Annotated in this window: 18 protein-coding genes and 4 pseudogenes; 8 read left to right on the top strand and 14 right to left on the bottom strand. The window is 66.5% G+C overall.

Annotated features, from left to right (window positions below):
• The first annotated feature begins 3 nt into the window (after window positions 1-3).
• Together AC5Y3Z_RS05490 and AC5Y3Z_RS05485 are read left to right on the top strand one after the other, a co-directional pair.
• Window positions 4-402, top strand: a complete 399-nt coding sequence (locus AC5Y3Z_RS05490; RefSeq protein WP_463825060.1) for a magnesium transporter CorA family protein — start codon at window positions 4-6, stop codon at window positions 400-402.
• Window positions 399-1,301, top strand: coding sequence for a PIG-L deacetylase family protein (locus tag AC5Y3Z_RS05485; RefSeq protein WP_473139583.1), 903 nt, complete (start codon window positions 399-401; stop codon window positions 1,299-1,301). Before AC5Y3Z_RS05490 ends, AC5Y3Z_RS05485 begins: the two co-directional genes overlap by 4 nt.
• On the opposite strand, the gene AC5Y3Z_RS05480 is transcribed toward AC5Y3Z_RS05485, so the two are convergent.
• Together AC5Y3Z_RS05480 and ppc are read right to left on the bottom strand one after the other, a co-directional pair.
• Window positions 1,218-2,030 carry a DUF1206 domain-containing protein gene (locus AC5Y3Z_RS05480; protein WP_463825059.1) on the bottom strand — a complete coding sequence of 271 codons (813 nt, stop codon included), beginning with the start codon at window positions 2,028-2,030 and terminating at the stop codon, window positions 1,218-1,220. The genes AC5Y3Z_RS05485 and AC5Y3Z_RS05480 overlap by 84 nt on opposite strands.
• A gap of 28 nt (window positions 2,031-2,058) precedes the next feature.
• Window positions 2,059-4,866 carry a phosphoenolpyruvate carboxylase gene (ppc, locus tag AC5Y3Z_RS05475; protein WP_473139670.1) on the bottom strand — a complete coding sequence of 936 codons (2,808 nt, stop codon included), beginning with the start codon at window positions 4,864-4,866 and terminating at the stop codon, window positions 2,059-2,061.
• Window positions 4,867-5,018: 152 nt separating this feature from the next.
• On the opposite strand from ppc, the gene AC5Y3Z_RS05470 reads away from it, so the two are divergent.
• Both AC5Y3Z_RS05470 and secG read left to right on the top strand, forming a co-directional pair.
• Window positions 5,019-6,092: a S1C family serine protease gene (locus AC5Y3Z_RS05470; protein WP_473139582.1), complete on the top strand. Its 1,074-nt coding sequence runs from the start codon at window positions 5,019-5,021 to the stop codon at window positions 6,090-6,092.
• A 54-nt stretch (window positions 6,093-6,146) separates the two neighbouring features.
• Window positions 6,147-6,380, top strand: a complete 234-nt coding sequence (gene secG / locus AC5Y3Z_RS05465; protein WP_085252171.1) for a preprotein translocase subunit SecG — start codon at window positions 6,147-6,149, stop codon at window positions 6,378-6,380.
• A 15-nt stretch (window positions 6,381-6,395) separates the two neighbouring features.
• Here secG and AC5Y3Z_RS05460 read toward each other — a convergent pair whose 3' ends face one another.
• On the bottom strand, window positions 6,396-7,691 hold the full coding sequence (locus AC5Y3Z_RS05460) for a putative bifunctional diguanylate cyclase/phosphodiesterase (protein ID WP_463825446.1): 1,296 nt from the start codon (window positions 7,689-7,691) through the stop codon (window positions 6,396-6,398).
• A pseudogene (locus tag AC5Y3Z_RS05455) lies at window positions 7,671-8,060 on the bottom strand (PAS domain-containing protein); the annotation flags it as partial. The gene AC5Y3Z_RS05460 and the pseudogene AC5Y3Z_RS05455, both read right to left, overlap by 21 nt.
• Window positions 8,061-8,445: 385 nt before the next feature.
• Between AC5Y3Z_RS05455 and AC5Y3Z_RS05450 the strand changes: the two are divergent.
• Complete coding sequence (locus AC5Y3Z_RS05450; RefSeq protein ID WP_473139581.1) at window positions 8,446-9,972, top strand: hypothetical protein; 1,527 nt, start codon at window positions 8,446-8,448, stop codon at window positions 9,970-9,972.
• A gap of 96 nt (window positions 9,973-10,068) precedes the next feature.
• On the opposite strand, the gene tpiA is transcribed toward AC5Y3Z_RS05450, so the two are convergent.
• The 3 genes from tpiA to gap are packed head-to-tail and all read right to left on the bottom strand — an operon-like array spanning window position 10,069 to window position 13,108.
• Window positions 10,069-10,854 (bottom strand): triose-phosphate isomerase, encoded by a 786-nt coding sequence (gene tpiA, locus AC5Y3Z_RS05445; RefSeq protein WP_463825056.1) that lies wholly within the window; start codon window positions 10,852-10,854, stop codon window positions 10,069-10,071.
• A complete protein-coding gene (locus AC5Y3Z_RS05440) occupies window positions 10,851-12,086 on the bottom strand; it encodes a phosphoglycerate kinase (RefSeq protein ID WP_473139580.1) in 1,236 nt (411 codons plus the stop codon). The genes tpiA and AC5Y3Z_RS05440 overlap by 4 nt, the downstream gene beginning before the upstream one ends.
• Before the next feature lie 2 nt (window positions 12,087-12,088).
• On the bottom strand, window positions 12,089-13,108 hold the full coding sequence (gap, locus tag AC5Y3Z_RS05435; protein WP_473139579.1) for a type I glyceraldehyde-3-phosphate dehydrogenase: 1,020 nt from the start codon (window positions 13,106-13,108) through the stop codon (window positions 12,089-12,091).
• A gap of 353 nt (window positions 13,109-13,461) precedes the next feature.
• Between gap and AC5Y3Z_RS05430 the strand changes: the two are divergent.
• A pseudogene (locus AC5Y3Z_RS05430) lies at window positions 13,462-13,605 on the top strand (hypothetical protein); the annotation flags it as partial.
• Between the two features lie 174 nt (window positions 13,606-13,779).
• A pseudogene (locus tag AC5Y3Z_RS05425) lies at window positions 13,780-14,295 on the top strand (beta-xylosidase); the annotation flags it as partial.
• A gap of 177 nt (window positions 14,296-14,472) precedes the next feature.
• Here AC5Y3Z_RS05425 and AC5Y3Z_RS05420 read toward each other — a convergent pair.
• From AC5Y3Z_RS05420 to AC5Y3Z_RS05390, 7 genes and pseudogenes are all read right to left on the bottom strand, one after another.
• Window positions 14,473-14,595, bottom strand: a pseudogene (locus AC5Y3Z_RS05420) (hypothetical protein); the annotation flags it as partial.
• A 74-nt stretch (window positions 14,596-14,669) separates the two neighbouring features.
• A complete protein-coding gene (locus tag AC5Y3Z_RS05415; protein WP_473139578.1) occupies window positions 14,670-14,903 on the bottom strand; it encodes a hypothetical protein in 234 nt (77 codons plus the stop codon).
• 98 nt (window positions 14,904-15,001) lie between these two features.
• Complete coding sequence (locus AC5Y3Z_RS05410; RefSeq protein WP_473139577.1) at window positions 15,002-16,420, bottom strand: phytoene desaturase family protein; 1,419 nt, start codon at window positions 16,418-16,420, stop codon at window positions 15,002-15,004.
• Window positions 16,417-18,159, bottom strand: coding sequence for a DUF3556 domain-containing protein (locus AC5Y3Z_RS05405; protein WP_473139576.1), 1,743 nt, complete (start codon window positions 18,157-18,159; stop codon window positions 16,417-16,419). Before AC5Y3Z_RS05405 ends, AC5Y3Z_RS05410 begins: the two co-directional genes overlap by 4 nt.
• A gap of 85 nt (window positions 18,160-18,244) precedes the next feature.
• Complete coding sequence (locus AC5Y3Z_RS05400) at window positions 18,245-18,493, bottom strand: hypothetical protein (protein WP_500001801.1); 249 nt, start codon at window positions 18,491-18,493, stop codon at window positions 18,245-18,247.
• A 256-nt stretch (window positions 18,494-18,749) separates the two neighbouring features.
• Window positions 18,750-19,979 (bottom strand): PucR family transcriptional regulator, encoded by a 1,230-nt coding sequence (locus tag AC5Y3Z_RS05395; RefSeq protein WP_463825445.1) that lies wholly within the window; start codon window positions 19,977-19,979, stop codon window positions 18,750-18,752.
• Window positions 19,980-20,075: 96 nt separating this feature from the next.
• Window positions 20,076-20,840 carry an SDR family NAD(P)-dependent oxidoreductase gene (locus AC5Y3Z_RS05390; protein ID WP_463825048.1) on the bottom strand — a complete coding sequence of 255 codons (765 nt, stop codon included), beginning with the start codon at window positions 20,838-20,840 and terminating at the stop codon, window positions 20,076-20,078.
• Between the two features lie 166 nt (window positions 20,841-21,006).
• Here AC5Y3Z_RS05390 and AC5Y3Z_RS05385 point away from each other — a divergent pair, with 166 nt between their 5' ends.
• Window positions 21,007-21,762 carry a 1-acyl-sn-glycerol-3-phosphate acyltransferase gene (locus tag AC5Y3Z_RS05385; RefSeq protein WP_473139668.1) on the top strand — a complete coding sequence of 252 codons (756 nt, stop codon included), beginning with the start codon at window positions 21,007-21,009 and terminating at the stop codon, window positions 21,760-21,762.

Raw genomic sequence — 21,762 nt, 5'->3', positions numbered from 1 at the left:
ATAATGACCTCCATGGCAGACACAAGCGGCACCCGACCGAAGCCGGCTCGGCAAAGAGTGAAGACGCTGACCCAGGCGGCCCTGAACGCCGACAAGACGGTGGAGCAGGTCGAGGATGTGCTGGACGGCTTGAGCACTTCCCTGGTGGAGCTGAACAAGTCGTTGAAGGCGCTCAATGCCACGGTCGAACGGATGGAAGACGCTTTGAACCATCTGGACCGCACCCTGTCCAGCCTCGATGACCTCGCCAAGCGGCTGCTCGGCGTACTGCAGCCGGTGGAAGCCATTCTGGAGCGGATGGACAACATCGTCAGCTGGGGCGAGACGATGATGGCGCCGATCAACGTGACCGAGCACATGATGCGCGGCGTGCTGGACAAGCTCCGCAACAGAAGCGTGTGACCCGCCCGGACGGCGCCCGCGCCAGCGCCGCGTCCACCGTCGTGGCGTTTCACGCACATCCGGATGACGAGGTCATCCTGACCGGCGGCACCCTGGCCAAGGCCGCGGCCGCCGGACACCGCGTGGTCGTGGTCAGCGCCACCGACGGGCGGATGGGCTCCGACGCCGACGACACTCGCTTGGACGAATTGCGTTCGAGTGCAAGGACTCTGGGCGTCCACCGGGTGGAATGCCTGGGTTATGCCGACAGTGGGTACGGGTCGGACTTCTATCCGGACCCGCCGGGGCGGGTGCGGTTCGGCCGCGCCGACGTCGAGGAGGCGGCGGCGCGGCTGGCCGACATCCTGCGCGCCGAAGACGCCCAGCTGCTGATCAGCTATCAGCCCAACGGCGGCTACGGTCACCGCGACCATGTGCAGGTGCACCACGTGGGCAAGCGCGCCGCTGAATTGGCCGGTACGCCACGGCTACTCGAGGTGACGATGCCCCGGGAACTGCTGCGCCGTGTCAGCGACCTGTGCCGACTGTTGCGGCTGCCGGCGCCGTACGAGCCGGAGATCATCGACAGCTCCTATGCGCCGCGGGTCACCATCACCCACCGGGTCAATGTGCGACGGTTCGCGCGGCAGAAGCGAGATGCCTTCGCCGCGCACCGTTCCCAGCTCGGTGACGGACTGGCCGCCCGGCTGTACGGGGTGTTGATGCGGTTGCCCCCGCAGGTATTCGGCGCGGTGTTCAGTTACGAATGGTTCGTCGACCCGGCGGCAGCTCCGGGCCCGCTGCTCGACGACATCTTCGACAGCGGTGCGCAGCCCTCACATCTTGGTCGATCGGGCCAGCACGAAACTGAACAGACCGTAGGTGATGATCCCGAGGCCGGCGGCGATCAGCAGGGCTGAACCGAAGGGTTGCGCCCCCAACGTGCGCAGGGCGCCGTCGAGACCGGTGGCCCGGCTCGGCTCGGAGCGCCACGCGGCTACGACCACCAGCAGGCCCGCGGCCGCGAGCACCACACCCTTGCCGACGTAGCCCGCCACCCCGAGGTGGCGGACCACCTTGCCCGACGTGCCGTTGAGGTCGTCGACGAACTTGCGCGCCGCCCCTTTGTAGATGTGGTACCCCCCGATTGCGACCACCGCCACCCCGGCGGCGACCAGCGCGATGGTGCCCGCCGTGGACTGCATCAGGCGTGCACTCATGGTCGAGCTCTGTTCGCTCGAGGCCCGGCCCGCACCGCGCGCGAAACCCCATGCGGAATAGGCGAATCCGAGATACACCGCCGCCACCCCGAAAGCCTTGGCCCGGTCCAGCAATCCCGGCGACGAGTCCGACGACTCGCGGTCGACCGCACGTCCGAGAAACGTCTCGATCAATCGCCACAGGCCCAGCGTCAACAGCAGGCCGGTGGCGACCCACAGCGCGGCCGGACCGCCGGGCTGGTCCGCCAGGGTAGCGAGCGCCCCGGACTGGTCCGCGGTACCGCCGTCGCCGAGTGCGATCCGGATGGCCAGGTAGCCGACGATCAGATGCAGCAGGCCGGAGACGACGAACCCGGCGCGCGCGAACTTTTCGAACACCTCGTTCTGCGCGACCTGCACCCCGCTGACCGACCGTGCGTTCTCGAACATGGAACCCCCTCGGTACCGGGGATGCCCGTTATCCGCTGTTGCGTAACGCGCTGGCCAGCCCGTTCATCGTGAGCAGAATGCCGCGCTGCACCAGTTCGTCGTCCTCCCCGGAGCGGTAGCGGCGCAACAGTTCGACCTGCAGGTGGTTCAGCGGTTCGAGGTAGGGGAACCGGTTGAACACCGAACGCGCCAGCGACGGGTTGTCGGCCAGCAGATCTTCCTCACCGGTGATGCGTTTGTACATCGTGATGGTGCGCTTGTGTTCGTCGACGATCTTGTCGAAAACGCGGTTGCGCAGGGCCTCGTCGTCGACCAGCTCGGCGTAGCGGGCCGCCAGGCCCAGATCGCTCTTGGCCAGCACCTGCGCCATGTTGGACAGCACGCTGCGGAAGAACGGCCACCGCTCATACAAGTCGTGCAGCACCGCAAGCCGGTCCGCTTCGCTGTCCGGGCCCGCGGCGATCCACTGCTCGAAGGCCGCACCGGTGCCGTACCAGCCGGGCAACATCACCCGGGACTGGCTCCAGGCCAGCACCCAGGGGATGGCGCGCAGGTCCGCGATGGACTCCGTCGGCTTGCGTGAACTCGGCCGGCTGCCGATGTTGAGCGACCCGATCTCACTGACCGGCGTGGAGGCTTTGAAGTACTCCACGAAACCGTCTGTGTGATGGACCAATTCGGCGTATGCCCGCTGGGCCAGGGCGGCGATCTCGTCGAGCACCCGGTAGGCCGGTTCCGCGTCGTCGCCGAGACCTTCGACGTCGAGCAGCGTGGACTCCAGCGTCGCGGCCAGCAGGCTCTCCAGGTTGCGCCGGGCCATCTGCGGTTCGGCGTACTTCGCCGCGATCACCTCGCCCTGCTCGGTCAGCCGCAGCGAACCGTTCACCGCCCCGGGCGGCTGCGCCAGGATCGCCTGATAGCTCGGGCCGCCGCCGCGGCCCACCGTGCCGCCGCGACCGTGGAACAGCCGCAACCGGATTCCGCCTTTGCGGGCTGCGTCCACCAGGGCCAGCTCGGCGCGGTAGACCGCCCAGTTGGCGGCCAGATATCCGCCGTCCTTGTTCGAGTCGGAGTAACCCAGCATCACTTCCTGCATGTCACCGCGTGCGGCGACCATGCCGCGGTACAGCGGAAGCTCCAGCATCGCCTGCAGAATGGCCGCGCCGTTGTGCAAGTCGTCGATCGTTTCGAACAGCGGCGATATCCCCACCGGACAGTAGGATTCGTCGCCGGAGGCGTCGAGCAGGCCCACCTCTTTCATCAGCAGGGCCGGTTCCAGGATGTCGGACACCGACTGGCACATCGAGATGACGTAGTTGGGAACCGCTGCGGGACCGTAGGTTTGGACCGCGTGGGTGGCGGCGCCGACGATGTCGAGTTCCTTGCGCGCCAGCGCGGACAACCTGGCCCGGTCGCCGACCAGTGGCCGGCGGGTGCTCAACTCGGCCACCAGCAGTTCGACCCGCTCGTCTTCGGGCAGCGAGGCGTAGTCCGGGTGCACACCGGCCCAGGCCAGCAGTTCGGCGACCACCTCCTCGTGCACGTCGGAGTTCTGGCGCAGATCCAGACCGCTCAGGTGAAAACCGAAGACGTGCACGCTTTCTCGCAGCAGCGCAAGGCGGTCGTCGGCCAGCAGCGCGCTGCCGTGCGTGCGCAACGACGCGTCGATGGTGTCCAGGTCCGCGCGCAACTCCCCCGGTGTGGCGTAGGCCGGCAGACCCAGGTCCAACAGATGCAGCGGCTCCTGATCCAGGATCGCGGTCGCGGTCGCGGTCAACCGGGACCGGATCACTCGCAACGCGCGGCGGTACGGCTCGTCGTCGCGCGCTTTGTCCTGGCATCCCTGGGCCAGCTCGGCCAGTTCGGGAGTCACCGCGAGCAGCCGCGAGGACATCGACAGCTCCTGCTCGAGGTGGTCGAGTTCGGCGAGGTAGTGCGCCAGCGCGGTGTAGGCAGCGCTGCCGGTGGCCAGCCGGACCACGTCGGCGGTCACGTTCGGGTTGCCGTCCCGGTCGCCGCCGATCCAGGAGCCCGGCTGCAGGATCGGACCCGACAGCAGGTCGGCGTCGGGCCAGCGGGCCCGCAGCGCGTCCCGCACTTCGGCGTTGACCTTGGGTAGCACCTCGAAGAAGGCGGACGCGTAGTAGCGCAGCCCGACCGCGATCTCGTCGCTGATCTGCAGCCGGGACAACCGGATGATCGCGGTCTGCCACAAGGTGAGGATCTGGCGGCGCAACTCGAGTTCGACGCTGCGTCCGCTGTCGGTCTCGGTGTGCCCCTCGGAGTGCAGCCTCATCAACTCGGTGATGCGGTGCTGGGTGACGAAGACCGTGCGCCGCCGCGTCTCGGTGGGATGGGCGGTGATCACCGGGGCCACCAGCGCGCCTTGCAGGGCCTGCGCCACCGTCGCCGAATCCAGGTCAGCGTCGTCGAGCTTGGCGTAGGTGGCGGCCAGGCTGCTGTCCTGCGGGGGTTCGCCCGCCTCGACGTGGACGTTGCGCCGGCGTTCGCGATGGATGTCTTCGGCCACGTTGGCCAGCAGTGCGAAATGGGTGAACGCGCGGATGACCGGGATGGCCTGATGGATGTCGATGCCGTCGAACATGCGCGAGACCTCGGCGCGGTCGATCTCCGAACGCCGGACCCGGAAGGATTCCACCCGCGCCCGCTCTACCAGATCGAACACCTCGTCGCCGTTCTGCTCGCGCACGGTGTCGCCGAGGATGGCGCCCAGCAGCCTGATGTCGGCGCGCATCGGCTCGGTCGCGTCGCGACCCACCTTCGTGCGGTGCACGTCGCCGATGGGTTCCAGGGCGGTGTCAGAGGCCTCGACCATCGTCCCAGTATCGGTGCCGACCGGCTTGACGGCCATTTGGCAGCGTTTAGGCAGTCGGGGCCCGGGTAAAGAAGGCCATCCCGGCCGTCGGTCGCGGACGGCTTGAGTTGACCGGCCCCCTGACTGCGCTAGCCCCTATCGAAGGACTCCACATGTTTTTCCCGAATGGCTGTCACGTGCCTGCGTCGCCGGGGTCGCGGATTCGCCGCCACCTCCTGGTCTTTGCCTTCGTCCTGTTCCTCGCCGGATTCGGTGTCGGCGCGCCGGAGGCATCGGCGGGACTGCTCGACGGGGTGAAGACGGCACCGAGCCTGGTCGTCGACACCACCCGGGTGGAGCCAGGTGTGGTGCGCATCGACACCGCCATCCCGTTCGAACGTGCGACGGGAACCGGCACGGGCATCGTGCTGAGTCCGGACGGCATCGTGCTGACCAACAACCATGTCATCCGCGGCGCCACCGACATCACTGTCACCGATATCGGCAACGGCCAGGCCTACCCTGCTGACGTGCTCGGGTACGACCGCAAGAGCGACATCGCCGTCCTGCAACTCCGCGGCGCGGCGGACTTACCCGTCGCCCCTACCGCCGACTCGGCGAGTGTGCGCGTGGGCGACCCGGTGACCGCCGTCGGATTCCCCGAGGGCGGCGGACTGTCGCCCGCGGGCGGCGCTGTCCAAGCGCTGGGCCAGAGCATTGTCGCCACCGACCAGAGCACCGGCAGCACCGAGCAGCTGTCCGATCTGATCGCGTTCGGCGCCAACGTTCGTCCCGGGAATTCGGGTGGGCCGCTGGTCGACAACAGCGGCCGCGTCGTCGGGATCGTCACCGCCGCTTCGGAGACCTACCGAATGGTCAGTACCGGAGGCTTCGCCATCCCGCTGAATCGGGCGTTGACCATCGCGGACGCCATCCGATCCGGCACCCCGAGCGGTTCGGTGCACGTCGGTCCGACGGCCATCCTGGGCGTCGGCGTCAGCAACGACGGCGGCTCCGGAGGTGTCCCGGTGCAGGGTGTCCTGCGCGGCTCGCCTGCCGAGGCGGCGGGGCTGGCGGGCGGCGACGTCATCACCGCGATCGACGGCACGCGGGTCCCGGACGGGACCGTGCTCACCGATGTGCTCGACCGGCACCGTCCCGATGACGTGGTGATGGTGACTTACCTCGACCGAGAGCGGATCACCCGCACCGTGCCCGTCACCCTGGCGGCCGGTCCGCCGAACTGAGCCTTGCGACTGCCGGTCCCGGGTCTTCGGGTCAGGTTAGGTAGGCTCCCCGGTATGGAATTGGCCCTGCAGATCACTCTGGTGGTCACCAGCGTGCTCGTGGTGTTGCTGGTGCTGCTGCACCGCGCCAAGGGCGGCGGCCTGTCGACACTGTTCGGCGGGGGTGTGCAGTCCAGCTTGTCCGGGTCCACGGTGGTCGAGAAGAACCTGGACCGGTTGACGCTGTTCATCACCGGTATCTGGCTGGTGTCCATCGTCGGTATGGCGTTGTTGATCAAATACAAGTGACGCTCGGGTAGACGGCTACTGCTTGAACAGTTCGGCGGCAGACATCGGCTTCGCGAAATGCCAGCCCTGCGCTGCGTCGCAGCCGAAGGCGCGCAGCCGTGCCGCCTGACTGGCGGTCTCGACCTGCTCGGCAGTGACGCTGAGGCCCAGAGTATGGGCCAGATCGATCATTGCTCGGGTGATCTGCTCGTCGGCCAGCCGGCCCTGGATATTGCCCCCGAGATTCTTGATGAACTCGCCCGCGAGTTTGACTATGTCGACCGGCAGATTGCGCAGGTAGGCCAGGCTGGAGAAGCCGGTGCCGAAATCGTCGATCGCGATCGCGACGCCCATCGCCGACAGCTGCTGCAGCCTGGTGATCGACGTCTCGTCCTTGCCCAGGATCGCGTTCTCAGTGAGCTCCAGGTGCAGCGAGTGCGGCGGCAGACCCGACCCGGCCAACCCGTTCTTGATGACCGAGATGAAACCGGAGTCGCAGATGTTGCGGACGGAGACGTTCACGCCGACGAACGGCGGCGGGTCGGCCGTCGCGTTCAGGCGCCAATCCTGCAGGTCACGGAAAGCCTGCTCGATCACGAAAGTGGTGAGCGGAACGATCATCCCGTTGCGCTCGGCCAGGCTGATGAAGCGCTCTGGAAGCAGGGTGCCCAGCGTGGGGTGCGCCCAGCGGAGTAACGCCTCGGCACCGATGATGCAGTTGTCGGCGAGCCGCACGATCGGCTGGTAGAGGACGAAGAACTCGCCTCGTTCCAGCGCCTTCGAGATCGGGGTGTTGTCGTGGTCGCGATCGTAGAGGGCCCACCGGTTGCGGCCGGCTTGCTTAGCGCGGGCCAACGTGATGTCGGCCCCTTTCATCAGGTCGACCTGGGACATCTCGGCGACTTCTTGTTCCATCACGCCTACGCTGGCCGAGATGCTGATCGAATGCCCGTCGATGTCGAAGGGCGACTCGAGGACACGCAGCACCGAGTCGGCGAGGTCGGTGACTTCGTTGGCGCCGCCCGGTTGCGGGACGAAGAAGACGAACTCATCGCCACCCAACCGGGCGACCATCTGGTCGGGCCGCTGCAGGCACAACGCCAACCGGTCGGCCACCCGGACGAGGACCTTGTCACCGATGTCGTGGCCGAGCGTGTCGTTGACGTCTTTGAAGCAGTCGAGGTCGATGTAGCAAATGCCGACGCGCGACTGCGGATCTTCGAATGCCGCGTCGAGACGCTCGAAGAACTGCGTCCGATTCGGCAGTCCGGTCAGCGGGTCGTAGAGGGCTTGATGACGCAATTGCTGTTCCAGCTCGTGCCGATCGGTCACGTCCTCGAACAACGCGAGGGTGTGAATGGGTACGCCATTCGCATCTCGGATCAGCGAGACGTTGACACTGTTCCAGATGGTGCGTCCGTCGCGGTGCAGGTGCGGTTTCTCCAAACTGACCCGGTCGACGTCACCTCGCATCAGCGCGCCGTACTGCTCCCACACCTCCGACGTGTCGTCGGGGTGGTTGAGATCGGTGATGTGCAGTTTGATGAATTCTTCGACCTCGTAGCCGAACATGCGCGCGAACGCGGCATTGACCACCAGGATCTTGCCGGACATATCGGAAAGACCGACACCGATGCCCGACTGCGCGAATACCGCGCGCAACAATTCCGCGTCCCGCCCACTCGCGCCGCCGGCGAGCATCGACGCAATCACGCCGTCCTCGTCCGTTGCCTCCTGAGCGGCCTCCGCCGGCACGCCGCTCACGTCGCGCATTCCGCTCATGTCGTCGCGACCCTCCCTCCCCATCACGACCAAGCTCGGCTCTCGACCCCTACCGCGACCCGACCCCGCGGCGGGACAAATCCCGATCGCAACCTACTACTATTCAACAGCTGTTAGCAGCGACAGCTAACTCTCGCACGGAAGGACCGAAAAAGGGCGCACGGGGCGCAGGTAATTCCCCGGGACCGTCGACCGAATCGGGTTGCGAACGCTGACGGGTGTTGGGCGAGCGTATAATTAGCGCGACTTCGGAAAGGCTCGTGGACCCAGAACGCCTTCGCGATCAGTAATGGATGGCCTTGCAATGAAACACGTGATGCAACTGCGGGATGCGCGACAAGAGGCGGTGCGTCGGCACCCCTTTTTCGCGTGGTTGTCCAGCGACAGAGTGCCGGCGCAGGATCAGCTTGCCATCGGACCGGCCGGCGCCCTGTTCATCATGCAATTTCGCGACATGAACCGCTGGGTATTGCGGTTCCCCGAACCACACACCGAGTACGAATGGGTGATCAATCTCGGCACGCTCGAAGACGAGAAGCACTCCAAGATGTTCCTGGACGACTGGCGCAAGCTCGATCTCGATGCCCGACTGGGCTGGCGCACCAGTGACACCCTGTGGTGGTTGTTCCTGTCCCCGGACCAGGAACCGTTCCGCCGCAGCGGAATTGATTTCATCCGGCTTGTTGTCGACGACGGTGACGACGCGTTCATCCGGTTCGGTCACTCGGAGGCCGGTGAAGCCACCGGCCACGTCATGCTCAGCAATACCGCCCGCGTCGCGGCCAGGCTATCCAGCCAGACCGGGCTCGAATACAGCTATTTCGGCCCCTACCACCTTGACCTGGAATCCGGTCACGTCGGCAACACCGAAGGCGTATTCGAGACCGTCGAGCTCGACCCGGCGCGTCGCGAGCGCGCAGCCGAGGCCTGCCAGCGGATGTTCGGCATTTTCGATCGCATCTTCGACGGATTTCTGCACTACGCCAACACCTATCTGGAGTCCGGCACCGTCCCGCGCCGTCCGCCACTGCAGAGTGTGGCGCGCGACGATTGGACGGCCCCCGCCCTGGTGGTCGACCCGAACGACGATCACGACAGCGAGATGCTGCGCTATCTCGAGGAGCGCAAGGACAGGTTGCGCGCGCACCCCTTCTACGAATGGCTGCGCAGCGACGATCGAAGCGCTGCGGACAAACTTCGTCAGTTCATCCCGATGTGGGTGATGGACATCCTCGGTTACCGCGACCTGACCAAGTACGCCGTGACATTTCCCGAACCGGCGACCCCCGAACAGGAAGCGGTCAACACATGGGCCTCGCGGCTCTCCGAACACAGCGGGTTATTCCTGTCCGACTGGGATGCGCTCGGCCTCGACGACGTGCTGGACCATAGCGGTAGCCGGGCGCTGGAGTGGCTCTTCTTCGATGCCGACATGGATCTGCATCGGGAGAACATGATCGAGTTCGCCAAAATCGCACTGCGGCACGATGATCCGGTGCTGCGGTGGTGGATGTTGGTGGCCCTGGAATCCACCGGCGAAGAATTCTTCGCCCAGACGAAGCCGCTCGCCCTGGCCGCGGAGGCCGAAACCGGGGGCCGGCTGGACTATCTGGCCGGTCGGCACGACCCGCCGATCGCCCCGGCCGCCGATCGTGTCCACATCAGCGCGCCGGCGCCGTTGTCCGCCGAGCAGTTGCAGCTTGCCAAATCGATTGCGGCGCATGTGTTCGACTCGATGGAGCGGCAATTGTGGCGATCGTACGCGATCGTCCGGGCCGGAAAATACGTCGGCTTGGCCACAATAGCCCCAGCCGTCACCGTCCAAGGATAGCGATCCCGGTGCCCGCCTCATAGCGACTTGCCCACGCAGGCGCGACTTTTCGGGCACACCGCACGTGCCGATCTACGGCAGCGGACCCCCGGCGAGCTACGGCAATGGCCCCCCGGCGGCGATCGCTGCGAGCGTGGCGAACTGTTCCCCGTCCAGCGACGCGCCGCCGACCAGTCCCCCGTCGATGTCCTGCTGCGCGACCAGGTCGCCGACGTTCTTGGCGTTCACCGACCCGCCGTAGAGCACCCGCACCGATTCGGCGATCTGTTTAGACGCCAGCTCGCCGAGCTCCACGCGAATCGCCGCGCACACCTCTTGCGCATCGGCGGAACTGGCGACCCGCCCGGTGCCGATCGCCCACACCGGTTCGTAGGCGATGACGACCTTTTCGATCTGTTCGGCAGACAACCCGGCCAGCGAGCCGCGCAGCTGTTCGACGTTGTGCGACACGTGATTTCCGGCCTCACGAACCTCGAGGTGCTCGCCGATGCAGACGATCGGGGTGAGCTCGTGCTTCAGCGCGGCAGCGGCCTTGGCGGCCACCAGTGCGTCGTCCTCGTCGTGGTAGGTGCGCCGCTCGGAGTGTCCGACGACGACAAAGCTGCAACCCAGCTTGGCCAGAAAGGCTCCGCTGATCTCCCCGGTGTAGGCGCCGGAGTCGTGTTGCGACAGGTCCTGGGCACCGTAGGTGAGCCGCAACTTGTCGCCGTCGACCAGGGTCTGCACGCTGCGCAGGTCGGTGAACGGTGGGATGACGGTTACGTCGACCTTGTCGAAGTACTTGTCCGGCAACGCGAATGCGATCTTCTGAACCAGCGCGATCGCCTCGAAGTGGTTGAGGTTCATCTTCCAGTTGCCGGCGATCAGCGGCTTGCGGCTCACGAGTCTGCTCCTGGTTGCTCACTTGTCAGCACTTCGATGCCCGGAAGCGACTTGCCTTCCAGGTATTCCAGCGACGCGCCGCCGCCGGTGGAGATGTGCGAGAAGGCGTCCTCCGGAATCTTCAACGCCCGCACCGCCGCTGCGGAGTCACCCCCGCCGACCACGCTGAAACCGCCTTTCTTGGTCGCGGTGACGATGGCCTCGGCGACCCCGCGGGTGCCCTCGGCATAGGCGGGAAACTCGAATACGCCCATCGGACCGTTCCAGAACACGGTCTTGGCATTGGAGAGCAGCGTGGTGAACCTCTTCACCGAACCGGGTCCGATGTCCAGGCCGATCAGGTCGTCGGGAATCTCGTCGGCCGCCACGGTCTGCGGCGGCGAGTCGGCATCGAACTTCTCGGTCGCCACGATGTCGACGGGCAGGCGCAGGACGTCGTGGTAGGTCTCCAACAGGTTCTTGCAGGTGTCCACCATCTCTTCTTCGAGCAGCGACTTACCCACCGAATATCCTTGTGCGGCAAGGAATGTGAAGCACATGCCGCCACCGATGACGATGCTGTCGGCTTTGGTCGCCAGCGACTCGATGACACCGAGCTTGTCCGAGACCTTCGATCCGCCCAGCACCACCGCGTAGGGCCGCTCTGTGGAACTGGTCAACTGTTCGAGCACCTCGATCTCGTCGGCGACCAGTTTGCCCGCGTAGTGCGGCAGCAGCGTGGCGACGTCGTACACCGAGGCTTGCTTGCGGTGCACCACTCCGAAGCCGTCCGAGACGAAAGCGCCTCCCGGCGAGACCAGTTCGGCGAGCTGCTTGGCCAGCGCGCGGCGTTCGTCATCGTCCTTGCTGGTCTCGCGCTTGTCGAAACGGATGTTCTCCAGCAGCAGGATGTCACCGTCGGTGAGACCCTCGGCCCGGGCCAGTGCGTCACTGCCGACGACATCCCCGGCCAACTGCACGTGCCGGCCCAGTTGCTCGCCCAACGCTTCGGCGACCGGCGCCAGCGAGTACTTCGGGTCGGGTCCGTCCTTCGGGCGCCCCAGATGAGCGGTGACCACCACTTTGGCGCCGGCGTCGAGTAGCGCCTTCAACGTCGGCACCGACGCGGTGATCCGGCCGGGATCGGTGATGGTGCCGTCATCGTCGAGCGGGACGTTCAGGTCGGAGCGGACCAGCACACCGCGGCCCGAAACACCTTCGGCGAGAAGGTCTTCGAGTGTCGGGACGCTCATGGTTAGAGCGACTTGCCGACGAGTTCGACCAGGTCGACGAGGCGGTTGGAGTAGCCCCATTCGTTGTCGTACCAGGACACCACCTTGGCCTGATTGTCGATGACCTTCGCCAGGCCCGAGTCATAGATCGAGCTGTGCGGGTCGGTGACGATGTCGGACGACACGATCGGCACGTCGTAGTACTTCAGGATGCCTTTGAGCGGCCCGTCGGCGGCGGCCTTGAACGCAGCGTTGATCTCGTCGGCGGTGGCCGACTTCTTCAGCTCTGCGGTGAGGTCGGTGACCGATCCGGTCGGGATCGGAACCCGCAGGGCATACCCGTCGAGCTTGCCCTTGAGTTCGGGGAGCACCAGGCCGATGGCTTTGGCGGCGCCGGTGGACGTGGGCACGATGTTGAGCGCGGCAGCCCGCGCCCGGCGCAGGTCCTTGTGCGGGCCGTCTTGCAGGTTCTGGTCCTGGGTGTAGGCGTGGATGGTGGTCATCAGGCCCTTGACGATGCCGAACTCGTCGTTGAGCACCTTGGCCAGCGGCCCGAGGCAGTTGGTGGTGCAGGAGGCGTTGGAGATGATGTTCTGGCTGCCGTCGTATTTGTCGTCGTTGACGCCCAACACGATGGTGATGTCCTCGTCGGTGGCCGGCGCGGAGATGATCACCTTCTTGGCCCCGGCGTCGAGGTGGCCCTTGGCTTTGGCGGCGTTGGTGAAGATGCCGGTGGACTCGACCACGACGTCGACACCCAGGTCTCCCCAGGGCAGCGCGGACGGGCCTTCCTTGATCGCGAGGGCTTTGATCTCGTCCTTGCCGACGACGATGGTGTCGTCGCCGTCGAGGCTGACGTCGGCGGGCAGGCGGCCCAGGATCGAGTCGAACTTCAGCAGGTGAGCCAGCGTGGCGTTGTCGGTGAGATCGTTGACAGCCACCACCTCGATGTCGGCCTTGCCAAGGTCGCGCTGGGTCAACAGGGCGCGGTAGAAGTTGCGTCCGATGCGACCGAACCCATTGATGCCTACTCGGACCGTCACGTGTCTCTCCTCGTCTTGGTTCGTGTCCGCTGATAAGCGCTCGTCGTCAGCCTAGAGCAGTGCGGACGGCATCGCTGTGGCTGGTAAGAGTGCCGGCCGCCGGCGGCGCGTTGTTGTGATGCCGCTCACCGGGGCGGACCGGGCGAATCCCTACCGATAAATAACGGACCAGTCTCCATTCAGTAGGTAAGTCCTAGCGAACGTCACCATTTGGAAACGACGCGGTGCGGCGCGTCATGCGCCACACAACAGCACCCAACAATTGCGCCGGTGTACAAGAAGGACTCGGGTTGGCCGTGCGGCCTGCTTGCGTCCACAGAAACTTATGAGCGTGATTAAAGGAGTTGACGTTGATGACGATCTTTGATCGATTCAACTTCAAGGCATTTGTCGCCGGTGCCGGGTTGCTGGGTGCCGCGGTATCGCTGAGTCCGGCCGCGGCTGCCGTCCCGCTGATCACCGGTGGCGGCCACGCGTGCATTCAGGGCATGTCGGGGATGGCCGACGGTGCGGGAGCACCCGCGGGGGCGGCTGCCCTATCGGCATGCTGTGCATACGGCGGAGCGGGCGGCGCGGGTGCGCCAGCCCCCACCGGTGCGGGAGGCGCTGCCGGCGGCCCCGAGGGTGCACCAGCACCTGCCGGCGCCGCACCTGCGTGCTGTGCGTACGGCGGCGGCGGCGCGGGCGGCGCGGGTGCTGGGGGCGGGTCGACACCGGGCGGGCCGGGGACCGCCGGGGGACCCGCAGCACCAGCGATGTGCGGCCCGGCCAGCGCGGCAGTCACTGACATGGCCGGTGTCCCGGTGGTGGTACCTGGGCCGGTGCCGATCGGCGCACCGATCCCGGTCGCGGCGCCCATCCCGGTGGGAGCCCCCGTACCCATCGGAGCCCCCGTGCCCATCGGCGCACCCGTGCCCATCGGCGCACCCGTGCCCATCGGCGCACCCGTGCCCATCGGCGCACCCGTCCCGATCGGCGCACCCGTCCCGATCGGCGCACCGGTTCCGGTCGGAGCACCGGTCATCGCAGCGGGTACTCCGCTGATCGCGCTCGGGCCAGAAGGTGCCGGGCTGCCGGCCGCGCCGATCACCGACATGTCCCGGACCGGGAAAGGCGACCCGTCGCGTCCGGCTCCCACCGGTGGGCCAGTACCGGGTCAGCCATTTGCACCCGGTCCGACCGGGTGAACCAGACGGCTGGACCGTTTCAGTGATCCGCTATTTCGGGTGACCTGAATATCAATGTTCCATGCGCTGAATAGCGCGCAGAATATTGCCGTGCGCCTGCCAAATAATGCATTGCCGGCAGGCGTTATTCACAACGCTCAACACCTTATTCCGTGACTTGCTGAAAAGTCGTCCAGCTGGCACGTCTTTAGGTTGGAAGGGTGTGTACCACCACCAGTCGGCGCGTTCGCCGAGGGGTCCTTGGCAGGGTGGGACATCCGGTGGTGGTGTGGTGGGGGGTCGGGCCAGTGATCCGGGTGCGGCCGGTATTGACGTCGTGGAGGTCACCCGCGCGGTCAAGTCCACCCGGGCGGCTCAGAGGCAAGTCTGGTCCACTAGATGCCTACAGCGCCGCCCGCACTGCGCTGGCCGGCGACGGGCTCGCCATCCCGAAGGACGATGCGACCAGTGGGTTGCGAGCTCTGCACATCGCCCGCCGCTCGGCGGTCAAACATCGCACCGCGGTGATCAATCAGCTCAAGGCGATGCTGGTATCGGCGCCCCGAGAACATCACCGTCACTGCGGCGGCCAACCACTTCGGCGTCTGGCCCACCGTCATCTCCCGCATCGAACGGGGTCTACAACGCGACGACACCCTCGCCGACCAATACAGAAACTGGCTCAAAGCCGCTTGACACCAATAGCAGCATCAACCCGGCCGCCGAACTAACCGCGCCGCAGCCAGCGCAACCCGGCTTCGGCGGCGTGATACCCACACAGCCCGTGTATCCCGGCGCCGGGCGGGGCGGACTGCGAGCACAGGTAGACACCCGGCACGCCGATCGCATAGGGATCCACCGCGATCCGCGGCCGGAACAGGATCTGCAACCGGTCGTTCGCGCCACCGATGATGTCACCGCCGATCAGGCTGGGGTTGCGGGCCTGCAGCTCGCTGGTGCTGGTGGAAACGGTCGAGATGATGCGATCGCGGAAACCGGGTGCGAACCGTTCGATCTGGTCGACGATGGCGGCGGTCGCGTCGCCGGTATAGCCGAACGGGACATGGGCGTAGGCGTAGATCGGGTTGATGTTGCCGGCTGAACGGGACGGGTCGGCCAGGTACTGCTGCCCGAGTAGCACAAACGGCCGCTGCGCCATCTTCCCTTGCGCCCGTTGCAATTCGGTGTCAGCGATCTCCGCAAAACTGCCACCCAGGTGCACGGTGCCCGCCCGCCCACAGTCGGGATTGGTCCAGGGGATGTCACCCTCGATCGCGAAGTCGACCTTGAACGCAGACGAACCCGCGCGGAACCGCCGATAGGACCGCCTGATCCGCGTCGGCATCGCATCGCCGTAGAGCTCGAGCACCTGGGCGGGGCTCAGGTTGAGCATGACGAGGTCGGCAGTCGGGATGTCGCGGCGGCTGGTGACGGTGACGCCGGTGGTGATGCGCCCACCGTGCGCCTGCAGCGCCGCACCCAGCGCACGGGTGATCGACCCGGACCCGCCTTCGGCGACCGGCCACCCGTATCGGTGGCCACTGGCCAGGATCATCAACCCCAGCGACGCGGTCAGCGGCCGATCCAACCGGGTATAGGCATGGGCGGCCGCGCCGCCGTACAGGGCGCGGGCCTGGTCGGTGCGGAACCAGCTCGCTACCGCGGCGGCCGGCAGCACCGCGCGCGGACCGAACAGCGCCAGCCGCAGCGGATGGTGCGGAAGGGCCAGCACCGGTCGCAGCAGATCCTCGGCCAGGTCGTCGAACCCCTTCGCCAGCCCGCCGACCGCCGCCTGCCATCGTCGGCGATCGGCCCCAAGTCCTTTGGCGGTCTTGCTGATCGACTGATACAACAAGCCGGCGGTGCCGTCGTCGAGGGGATGCGCGCAATCGATCTCCGGCCATTTCCACGACAGGCCGTAGCTGTCGAGTCCGATCTCCTTCCAGAACGGTGATCCGACGCCGAGCGGGTGAAACGCCGAGCAGTGGTCGTGAATGACGCCGGGCACCGTCAACTCACCCGAGCGGACTCCCCCGCCGATGGTGTCGTCGGCCTCCAGCACGTGCACATCGAGGCCCTGGCGGGCGAGGTGGATGGCGGCGGCCAATCCGTTGGGCCCGGCGCCGACGACGACCGCGGTCGTCATGCGCCGGCTGCGGTGGTCACGTGGACCGGGAAGTGGTCGCCCGGCTCCGGCCAGGGCTGACGGGTCAGCATTTCCGCGACGTCGACATAACCGGCTTCGATGAGGCCGGTTTTGGCGTCGAAGATGCGGTACCACTGCTTCTGATGCTGGATCGGCTGGCCTTCGAGGACAATGACCCGAACATCACCCTCGGCGAAGTTGCACCTGCGCTGCACCGCCTCGAGCAGTTGCTCGTTGTGCAGGTGCCCTTCGCCGAAGTTCCACCCGACCAGCGGTCCGGCCACGATCTCACCCTCGCGGATCTTGTAGTCGGCTTCGTCTTCGATGGCGCGGGGCAGCAATCCGTTCAGCGCGCGGCCGTGGGTGTGCATCGCACGAAACGCGGCGGTCTTGTCGGCCATGATCTCCGCGGTAGCCGGGTCGTACAGCTTGGCCAGCTGATTGATCACCAGCGCAGAGCTTTTCACCACATCGGTTTCGATCTTGTCCTCGGCGCCGGAACGGAAGCACCACACGCTGGTGGCCCAGTTTCCCGCGTAGTAGCGCATGCCGGGCAGGAACGAAATCTTCGCCGGGAAGAGGTTTCCCGCGACGGCGACCGCGGCCGCCGCCAACACCAGGGCCAACAGCAGCGGCGACCGCAGGTCGATCGCGCGGATCGAACCGTAGTGCCCGAACAGATAGAACAGCGAAAAGATGAAAAAGACGTTCCACTCCAACGGAACTCCCATCGGGAGGTTGGACAGGATGTTGAGGTGGAAGATGACCATGAATCCGATCAGGAACCACCGCCACGGCTGATCGCCGGCGACGAACACCAGAATGGTGGGCACCACGAACTCCGCGGTGGTGCCCCCGACGTGGGCCATCAGCTTCGGTATCAGGGTGGGCCGCAGATCGTCGAGGTGGTCGCGGTACATCTTGCGTTTGAGCGGGGTGAACAACGCGCTGCGCAGCAACGCGTTGTTGCTCGTCATCACCGAAACCACATAGGGGAAGTGATGATTGAGCTTGGAGGTGGCCGCGCCCCACCACAGCAGCAACATGATGAGCTTGTAGGCCGCGACCTGATCGGCGAACGGGAAGAAGAACACGAAGAGTTTGAGCCAATAGTGTTCGCCGCGGGCCGCCAGGAACACCGTCTTGTCACGCAAGCCCAGCAGCGCCAGAGCCACGATGATCGGGACCACCAGCAGTGGATCGAGCAGGCCGACGTCGCCGGCGGAGGTGACCGGACCGCCCCCGGGCGCCAACAGCGCCCACCCGCAGCTGAGCAACACCACCGCGTAGAGCGCGACGTCGACGATGCTGCGAGAATCACCCCGGGTGAAGGGGACCTTGTCCCCCCAGGGCGGCAGCCGAATTGTCTTGGGGCGCAACCAGTACAGGACCCCGCCGATCGGCGGGGTGAAGCGACCGGTCAGCGGACCCGACCCGCACCCCAAACCGAGCACTTCGAACAGCAGCGTGAAGACGATCAGCTTCTGATAGACGATCGGCTGCGTCCACCAGGTCGAAATGTCGCCGAGGGAACCCAGGCCGGGGGTCAACGAGATGATTGCGGCGGGAGCGGCGAGGTAGAGCGCGATTTTCAGCAGATAGATCAGGTACACCGCGTACGGTGTGCCGAAGCCGTTCTCCGCCCAGTGCCGGGTCACGACCTGCAGGCGCGTGGCCCGCGGCAAACTCGACCAGGTGTCGCGATCGACATCCGGTAGGTCTGGTGACATGAACCCCATGACGGCCCCCGTTCCCGCTGCTGACTCCAGCGAGACCAAATGTATCGGGCCGGGCCCTGGCAGCGGAGCGCCACCCGCGGGCCGATCAGAAGGACTTTTCGGTCCCCGGCGGCGCGAAACGACGGCGCAGGTTCGCGATCATCACCTCGACAGCCTGACGTTCCTGCTGCTCGAGTCGCAGCAGGTCGCGGAAGCCGATCACGTTCTCGATGTCACCGGCGGCCTGCGAAAAGGCGATCGCGGCCCGGCACTTCTCGATCCGGTGGTCGACGCGCTGCAGGTTCAGCTTGAGCAGCGCCATGAAGTATTCGGCCTGGCGGCGGTCCCCGGCCACGGCTTCGCGGCGTAGCGGGGAACACCGGCACCGGTCGGCGGTTTCGGTTGCATGAATTTACTTCTCGGATAACGCTTCTCGTTGCCCATCCGGTGTTGGCGGGGGCGGACACCGCGATCGGGGACCGCCCGTGACAGCGGCATGCCGGGCAGTGCGGTGACGTCCATAGGTGAACGATAACGTTCCTAATTTGCCGATACCATGTGCCGCGGCGCCGAAGCTCACCGCCGGCTTTGTGCGCTGCGCACGAACACCGTCAGGCCGTAGGCGTGACCGCGCGCGGCACGACCGGACCCATCCACCGGCGGACCTCCAGCGCCAGCTGTACCTTGAACACCGCGTCGGGATCGTCGAAGTTCTGCCCGCAACGTTCCATCGCCTGCACCACCCGATATTGAATAGTGTTGCGGTGCAGCATCATTGCTTCGGCAGTGGCGACATAACTGCGGTTGCGGGCCAGGAACTGCCGCAGCGTCTCCCGCAGCCAGCGATTGCGCTCGTCGTGCACATCGAGGTCGCCCAGCGTGTCGGCGACGAACCGCCGCAGCTCCTCGGGGTCGCCGGCCATCAGCGCAACCGGCGCGACATCGGCATAGAACACCACCCGGTGGCGGGGGTGGTCGCCACCGGCAAGGGCTACCGCCTTGGCGCGTTCGGCCTGTTTCAACGAGGCACGAAAGCCGTCCAGCCCCTGTTCGACCCGGCCGAACGCCAATCGTGCGTCCAATCCGGCCGAGGTGCAGGCCGCGCGCACCCGCTGCGGATCCACGACCGTCGCGTCCCGGCCGGCCGACGGCGAAAACCACAGCCGCGCTTCGCGCTCGTCGGTCGGGACCATCAGCGACCGCCCCACCGCCCGCAGCTCCCCCGCCAGCAGCGCCGCTGTCTTCTCGAACAGCGCCGCGACGTCACGCGCGGAGGTGGTGTCGTCCGCCCACAACACCGCGGCGACGTGCGGCCCGTCCAGCTGATAGCCCAGCACCGTTTCGGCACGTTGGACGTCGATCGGCGCCCCGGCGAGCAGGTCGGTGACCCACTGTTGTTGCAGGCCGCTGCGCCGGCTGACCCAGCGGTCGTGTTCCTGTTCGTAGGCCATGATCAGCTGGTCGCCGATCACGTCGACAAAGCGCGAACAGCGGCTCACCAGCTCGATCATCGCCGGCACCCGCTGTGCGGCGGACAACAGCGACACGAACGGCATTGCCTGCTGCAGGAATCGCGCATGTCCGATCCGATGGGCCCGAACCAGCGCCGACAACGGGATGTCTCGCTGAGCCGCCGCCCGTGCGTAGGCCAATCCCGCGGCCGGGGCCTCCAGGAACGGTTCCGGTGGATCCCGCTCCAGATAGTGAATGCCCGCCACCACGTGCTCGGTGAGGCTGCTCCGCCACAACGACAGCATCCGGCTGTCGTAGTTGAGGCCCTGAATGTCCTTCTTCATCGCCGCGAACACCTCGGTGATGAATTCATCGCGAATGGCACTCATCTGCCGGGCGATCACCGCAAGCTGACCGCGGGCCTCGGCTTCGGGCTGGGCCACCTCTGGGATCCTTCCGCAGAGCGAAGCCGTCCCGCAACACCCTCAGGTGGCGAGCATGCCGCCTTCGACCGGCAGCGTGACACCGGTGATATAGCTACTGGCGTCGCTGGCGAGGAAAATCAGTGCAGCACTGAGCTCTTCGACCCGGCCGATGCGGCCGGCCAGGGTACGCGGGACCACGGTGCTCTCCAGATAGCCGGCCGGCAATTCGTCGGTCATCTCCGACTCGAAGAACCCCGGTGCCAGCGCGTTGACCCGAATGCCCCTGCGCCCGGTCCACTGCTGGGCGAGATCGCGCGTCAGACCGATGACGCCGGCCTTCGACGCCGCATAGGCGGCCTGCGGCAGGCCCCCGGTGGTGAGCCCCAACACGCTGCTGATGTTCACGATCGAACTGCCGGGTTGCATGACCTGCGCACACGCCTGCGCCATCCAGTAGCAACCGTTCAGGTTCAGGTCGATGACCGACCGGAACTGCTCGGGTGTCTCGCGCAGCGCCGGGACGGCGGTTCCGACGCCGGCGTTGTTGACCAGGATGTCGACCCGCCCGAAACTTTCCACCGCCGCCCGGACCAGGTGCTGGCAATCGCCGGGGTCGGTCACGTCGGTGCGCACGGCGACGGCCCGGCGGCCCGCCGCCTCCACCAGTTCCCGGGTGCGGGCCATGCGTTCCTCGCGCCGCGCGCCGAGCACCACGTCGGCTCCCGCTTGTGCCAGGGCGGCGGCGAACCCGACGCCCAGGCCACTGGACGCGCCGGTGACGATCGCGACGCGGTCGTCGAGTCGGAAGCTGTCGAGGATGGCCATCGGGAGTCCCTTCGGGTGAGCTCTGTCGCGTTGCAGCATATGTAGGCACCCGCCGCAGTGCGTCGAGGGTTCGGATCGACGGTCGAGGCTGCTCGCTACGATCAAGGAACTCGTCGGCAAAGGAGCCTCAGTGAGCGAAGACGACATCGGCAAATTCGACCCCGGCATGACCCAGCGGATGATCTCGGTGCTGCGCCCGATGTTGAAGACGTACTTCCGTAGCGAGGTGCACGGACTGGACGGGTTCCCGCCGGGCGGCGCGCTGGTGGTCGCCAACCACTCGGGTGGTCAGTTCCCCATGGACGTGCCGATCTTCAGCGTCGACTTCTACGACAAGTTCGGCTATGACCGGCCGGTGCTGACCCTGAGCCACGACATCTTGTTCATGGGGCCGACCGCGGACTTCTTCCGAAAGACCGGCTACATCCGGGCCAACCGGGAGAACGCCGCCAAAGCCCTGCGCTCCGGCGGCGTGGTGGTGGTGTTCCCCGGCGGCGACTACGACGCCTACCGGCCGACGGCCGCGGAGAACGTCATCGACTTCAACGGCCGAAAAGGCTACGTCAGCACCGCGATCGAAGCCGGCGTACCCATCGTGCCCATGGTCTCCATCGGTGGCCAGGAAACCCAGCTCTACCTGACCCGCGGCACCTGGCTGGCACAGCGGCTGGGCCTGAAACGGTTGCTGCGCAGCGACATCCTGCCGCTGTCCATCGGGTTCCCGTTCGGGCTGACCAGTCCGATTCCGCCGAATCTGCCGCTGCCTTCCAAGATCGTCACCCAGGTGCTCGCACCGATCGACATCGTCGCGGAATTCGGTGCCGACCCCGACGTCGATGCCGTCGACAAACACGTCCGCTCGGTGATGCAGGCCGGCCTGAACGAACTCGCCGCCAAGCGCCGCTTCCCGATCCTGGGCTGA

The organism is Mycobacterium sp. NGS61 (genome assembly GCF_059812325.1).
Note: the sequence above shows the minus strand (reverse complement) of the source record. Positions and strands in the feature narration are given on the sequence as shown.

What these genes read in the sequence shown, in the direction of transcription:
- AC5Y3Z_RS05480 (WP_463825059.1), bottom strand. Translation starts at nt 2,030, where the DNA reads ATGTTCGAGAACGCACGGTCGGTCAGCGGGGTGCAGGTCGCGCAGAAC.
- AC5Y3Z_RS05440 (WP_473139580.1), bottom strand. Translation starts at nt 12,086, where the DNA reads ATGAGCGTCCCGACACTCGAAGACCTTCTCGCCGAAGGTGTTTCGGGC.
- ppc (WP_473139670.1), bottom strand. Translation starts at nt 4,866, where the DNA reads ATGGTCGAGGCCTCTGACACCGCCCTGGAACCCATCGGCGACGTGCAC.
- AC5Y3Z_RS05385 (WP_473139668.1), top strand. Translation starts at nt 21,007, where the DNA reads ATGACCCAGCGGATGATCTCGGTGCTGCGCCCGATGTTGAAGACGTAC.
- AC5Y3Z_RS05415 (WP_473139578.1), bottom strand. Translation starts at nt 14,903, where the DNA reads ATGCGGGAGATGACGGTGGGCCAGACGCCGAAGTGGTTGGCCGCCGCA.
- AC5Y3Z_RS05490 (WP_463825060.1), top strand. Translation starts at nt 4, where the DNA reads ATGACCTCCATGGCAGACACAAGCGGCACCCGACCGAAGCCGGCTCGG.
- AC5Y3Z_RS05410 (WP_473139577.1), bottom strand. Translation starts at nt 16,420, where the DNA reads ATGACGACCGCGGTCGTCGTCGGCGCCGGGCCCAACGGATTGGCCGCC.
- AC5Y3Z_RS05405 (WP_473139576.1), bottom strand. Translation starts at nt 18,159, where the DNA reads ATGGGGTTCATGTCACCAGACCTACCGGATGTCGATCGCGACACCTGG.
- AC5Y3Z_RS05450 (WP_473139581.1), top strand. Translation starts at nt 8,446, where the DNA reads ATGAAACACGTGATGCAACTGCGGGATGCGCGACAAGAGGCGGTGCGT.
- AC5Y3Z_RS05470 (WP_473139582.1), top strand. Translation starts at nt 5,019, where the DNA reads ATGTTTTTCCCGAATGGCTGTCACGTGCCTGCGTCGCCGGGGTCGCGG.
- secG (WP_085252171.1), top strand. Translation starts at nt 6,147, where the DNA reads ATGGAATTGGCCCTGCAGATCACTCTGGTGGTCACCAGCGTGCTCGTG.
- AC5Y3Z_RS05395 (WP_463825445.1), bottom strand. Translation starts at nt 19,979, where the DNA reads ATGAGTGCCATTCGCGATGAATTCATCACCGAGGTGTTCGCGGCGATG.
- AC5Y3Z_RS05390 (WP_463825048.1), bottom strand. Translation starts at nt 20,840, where the DNA reads ATGGCCATCCTCGACAGCTTCCGACTCGACGACCGCGTCGCGATCGTC.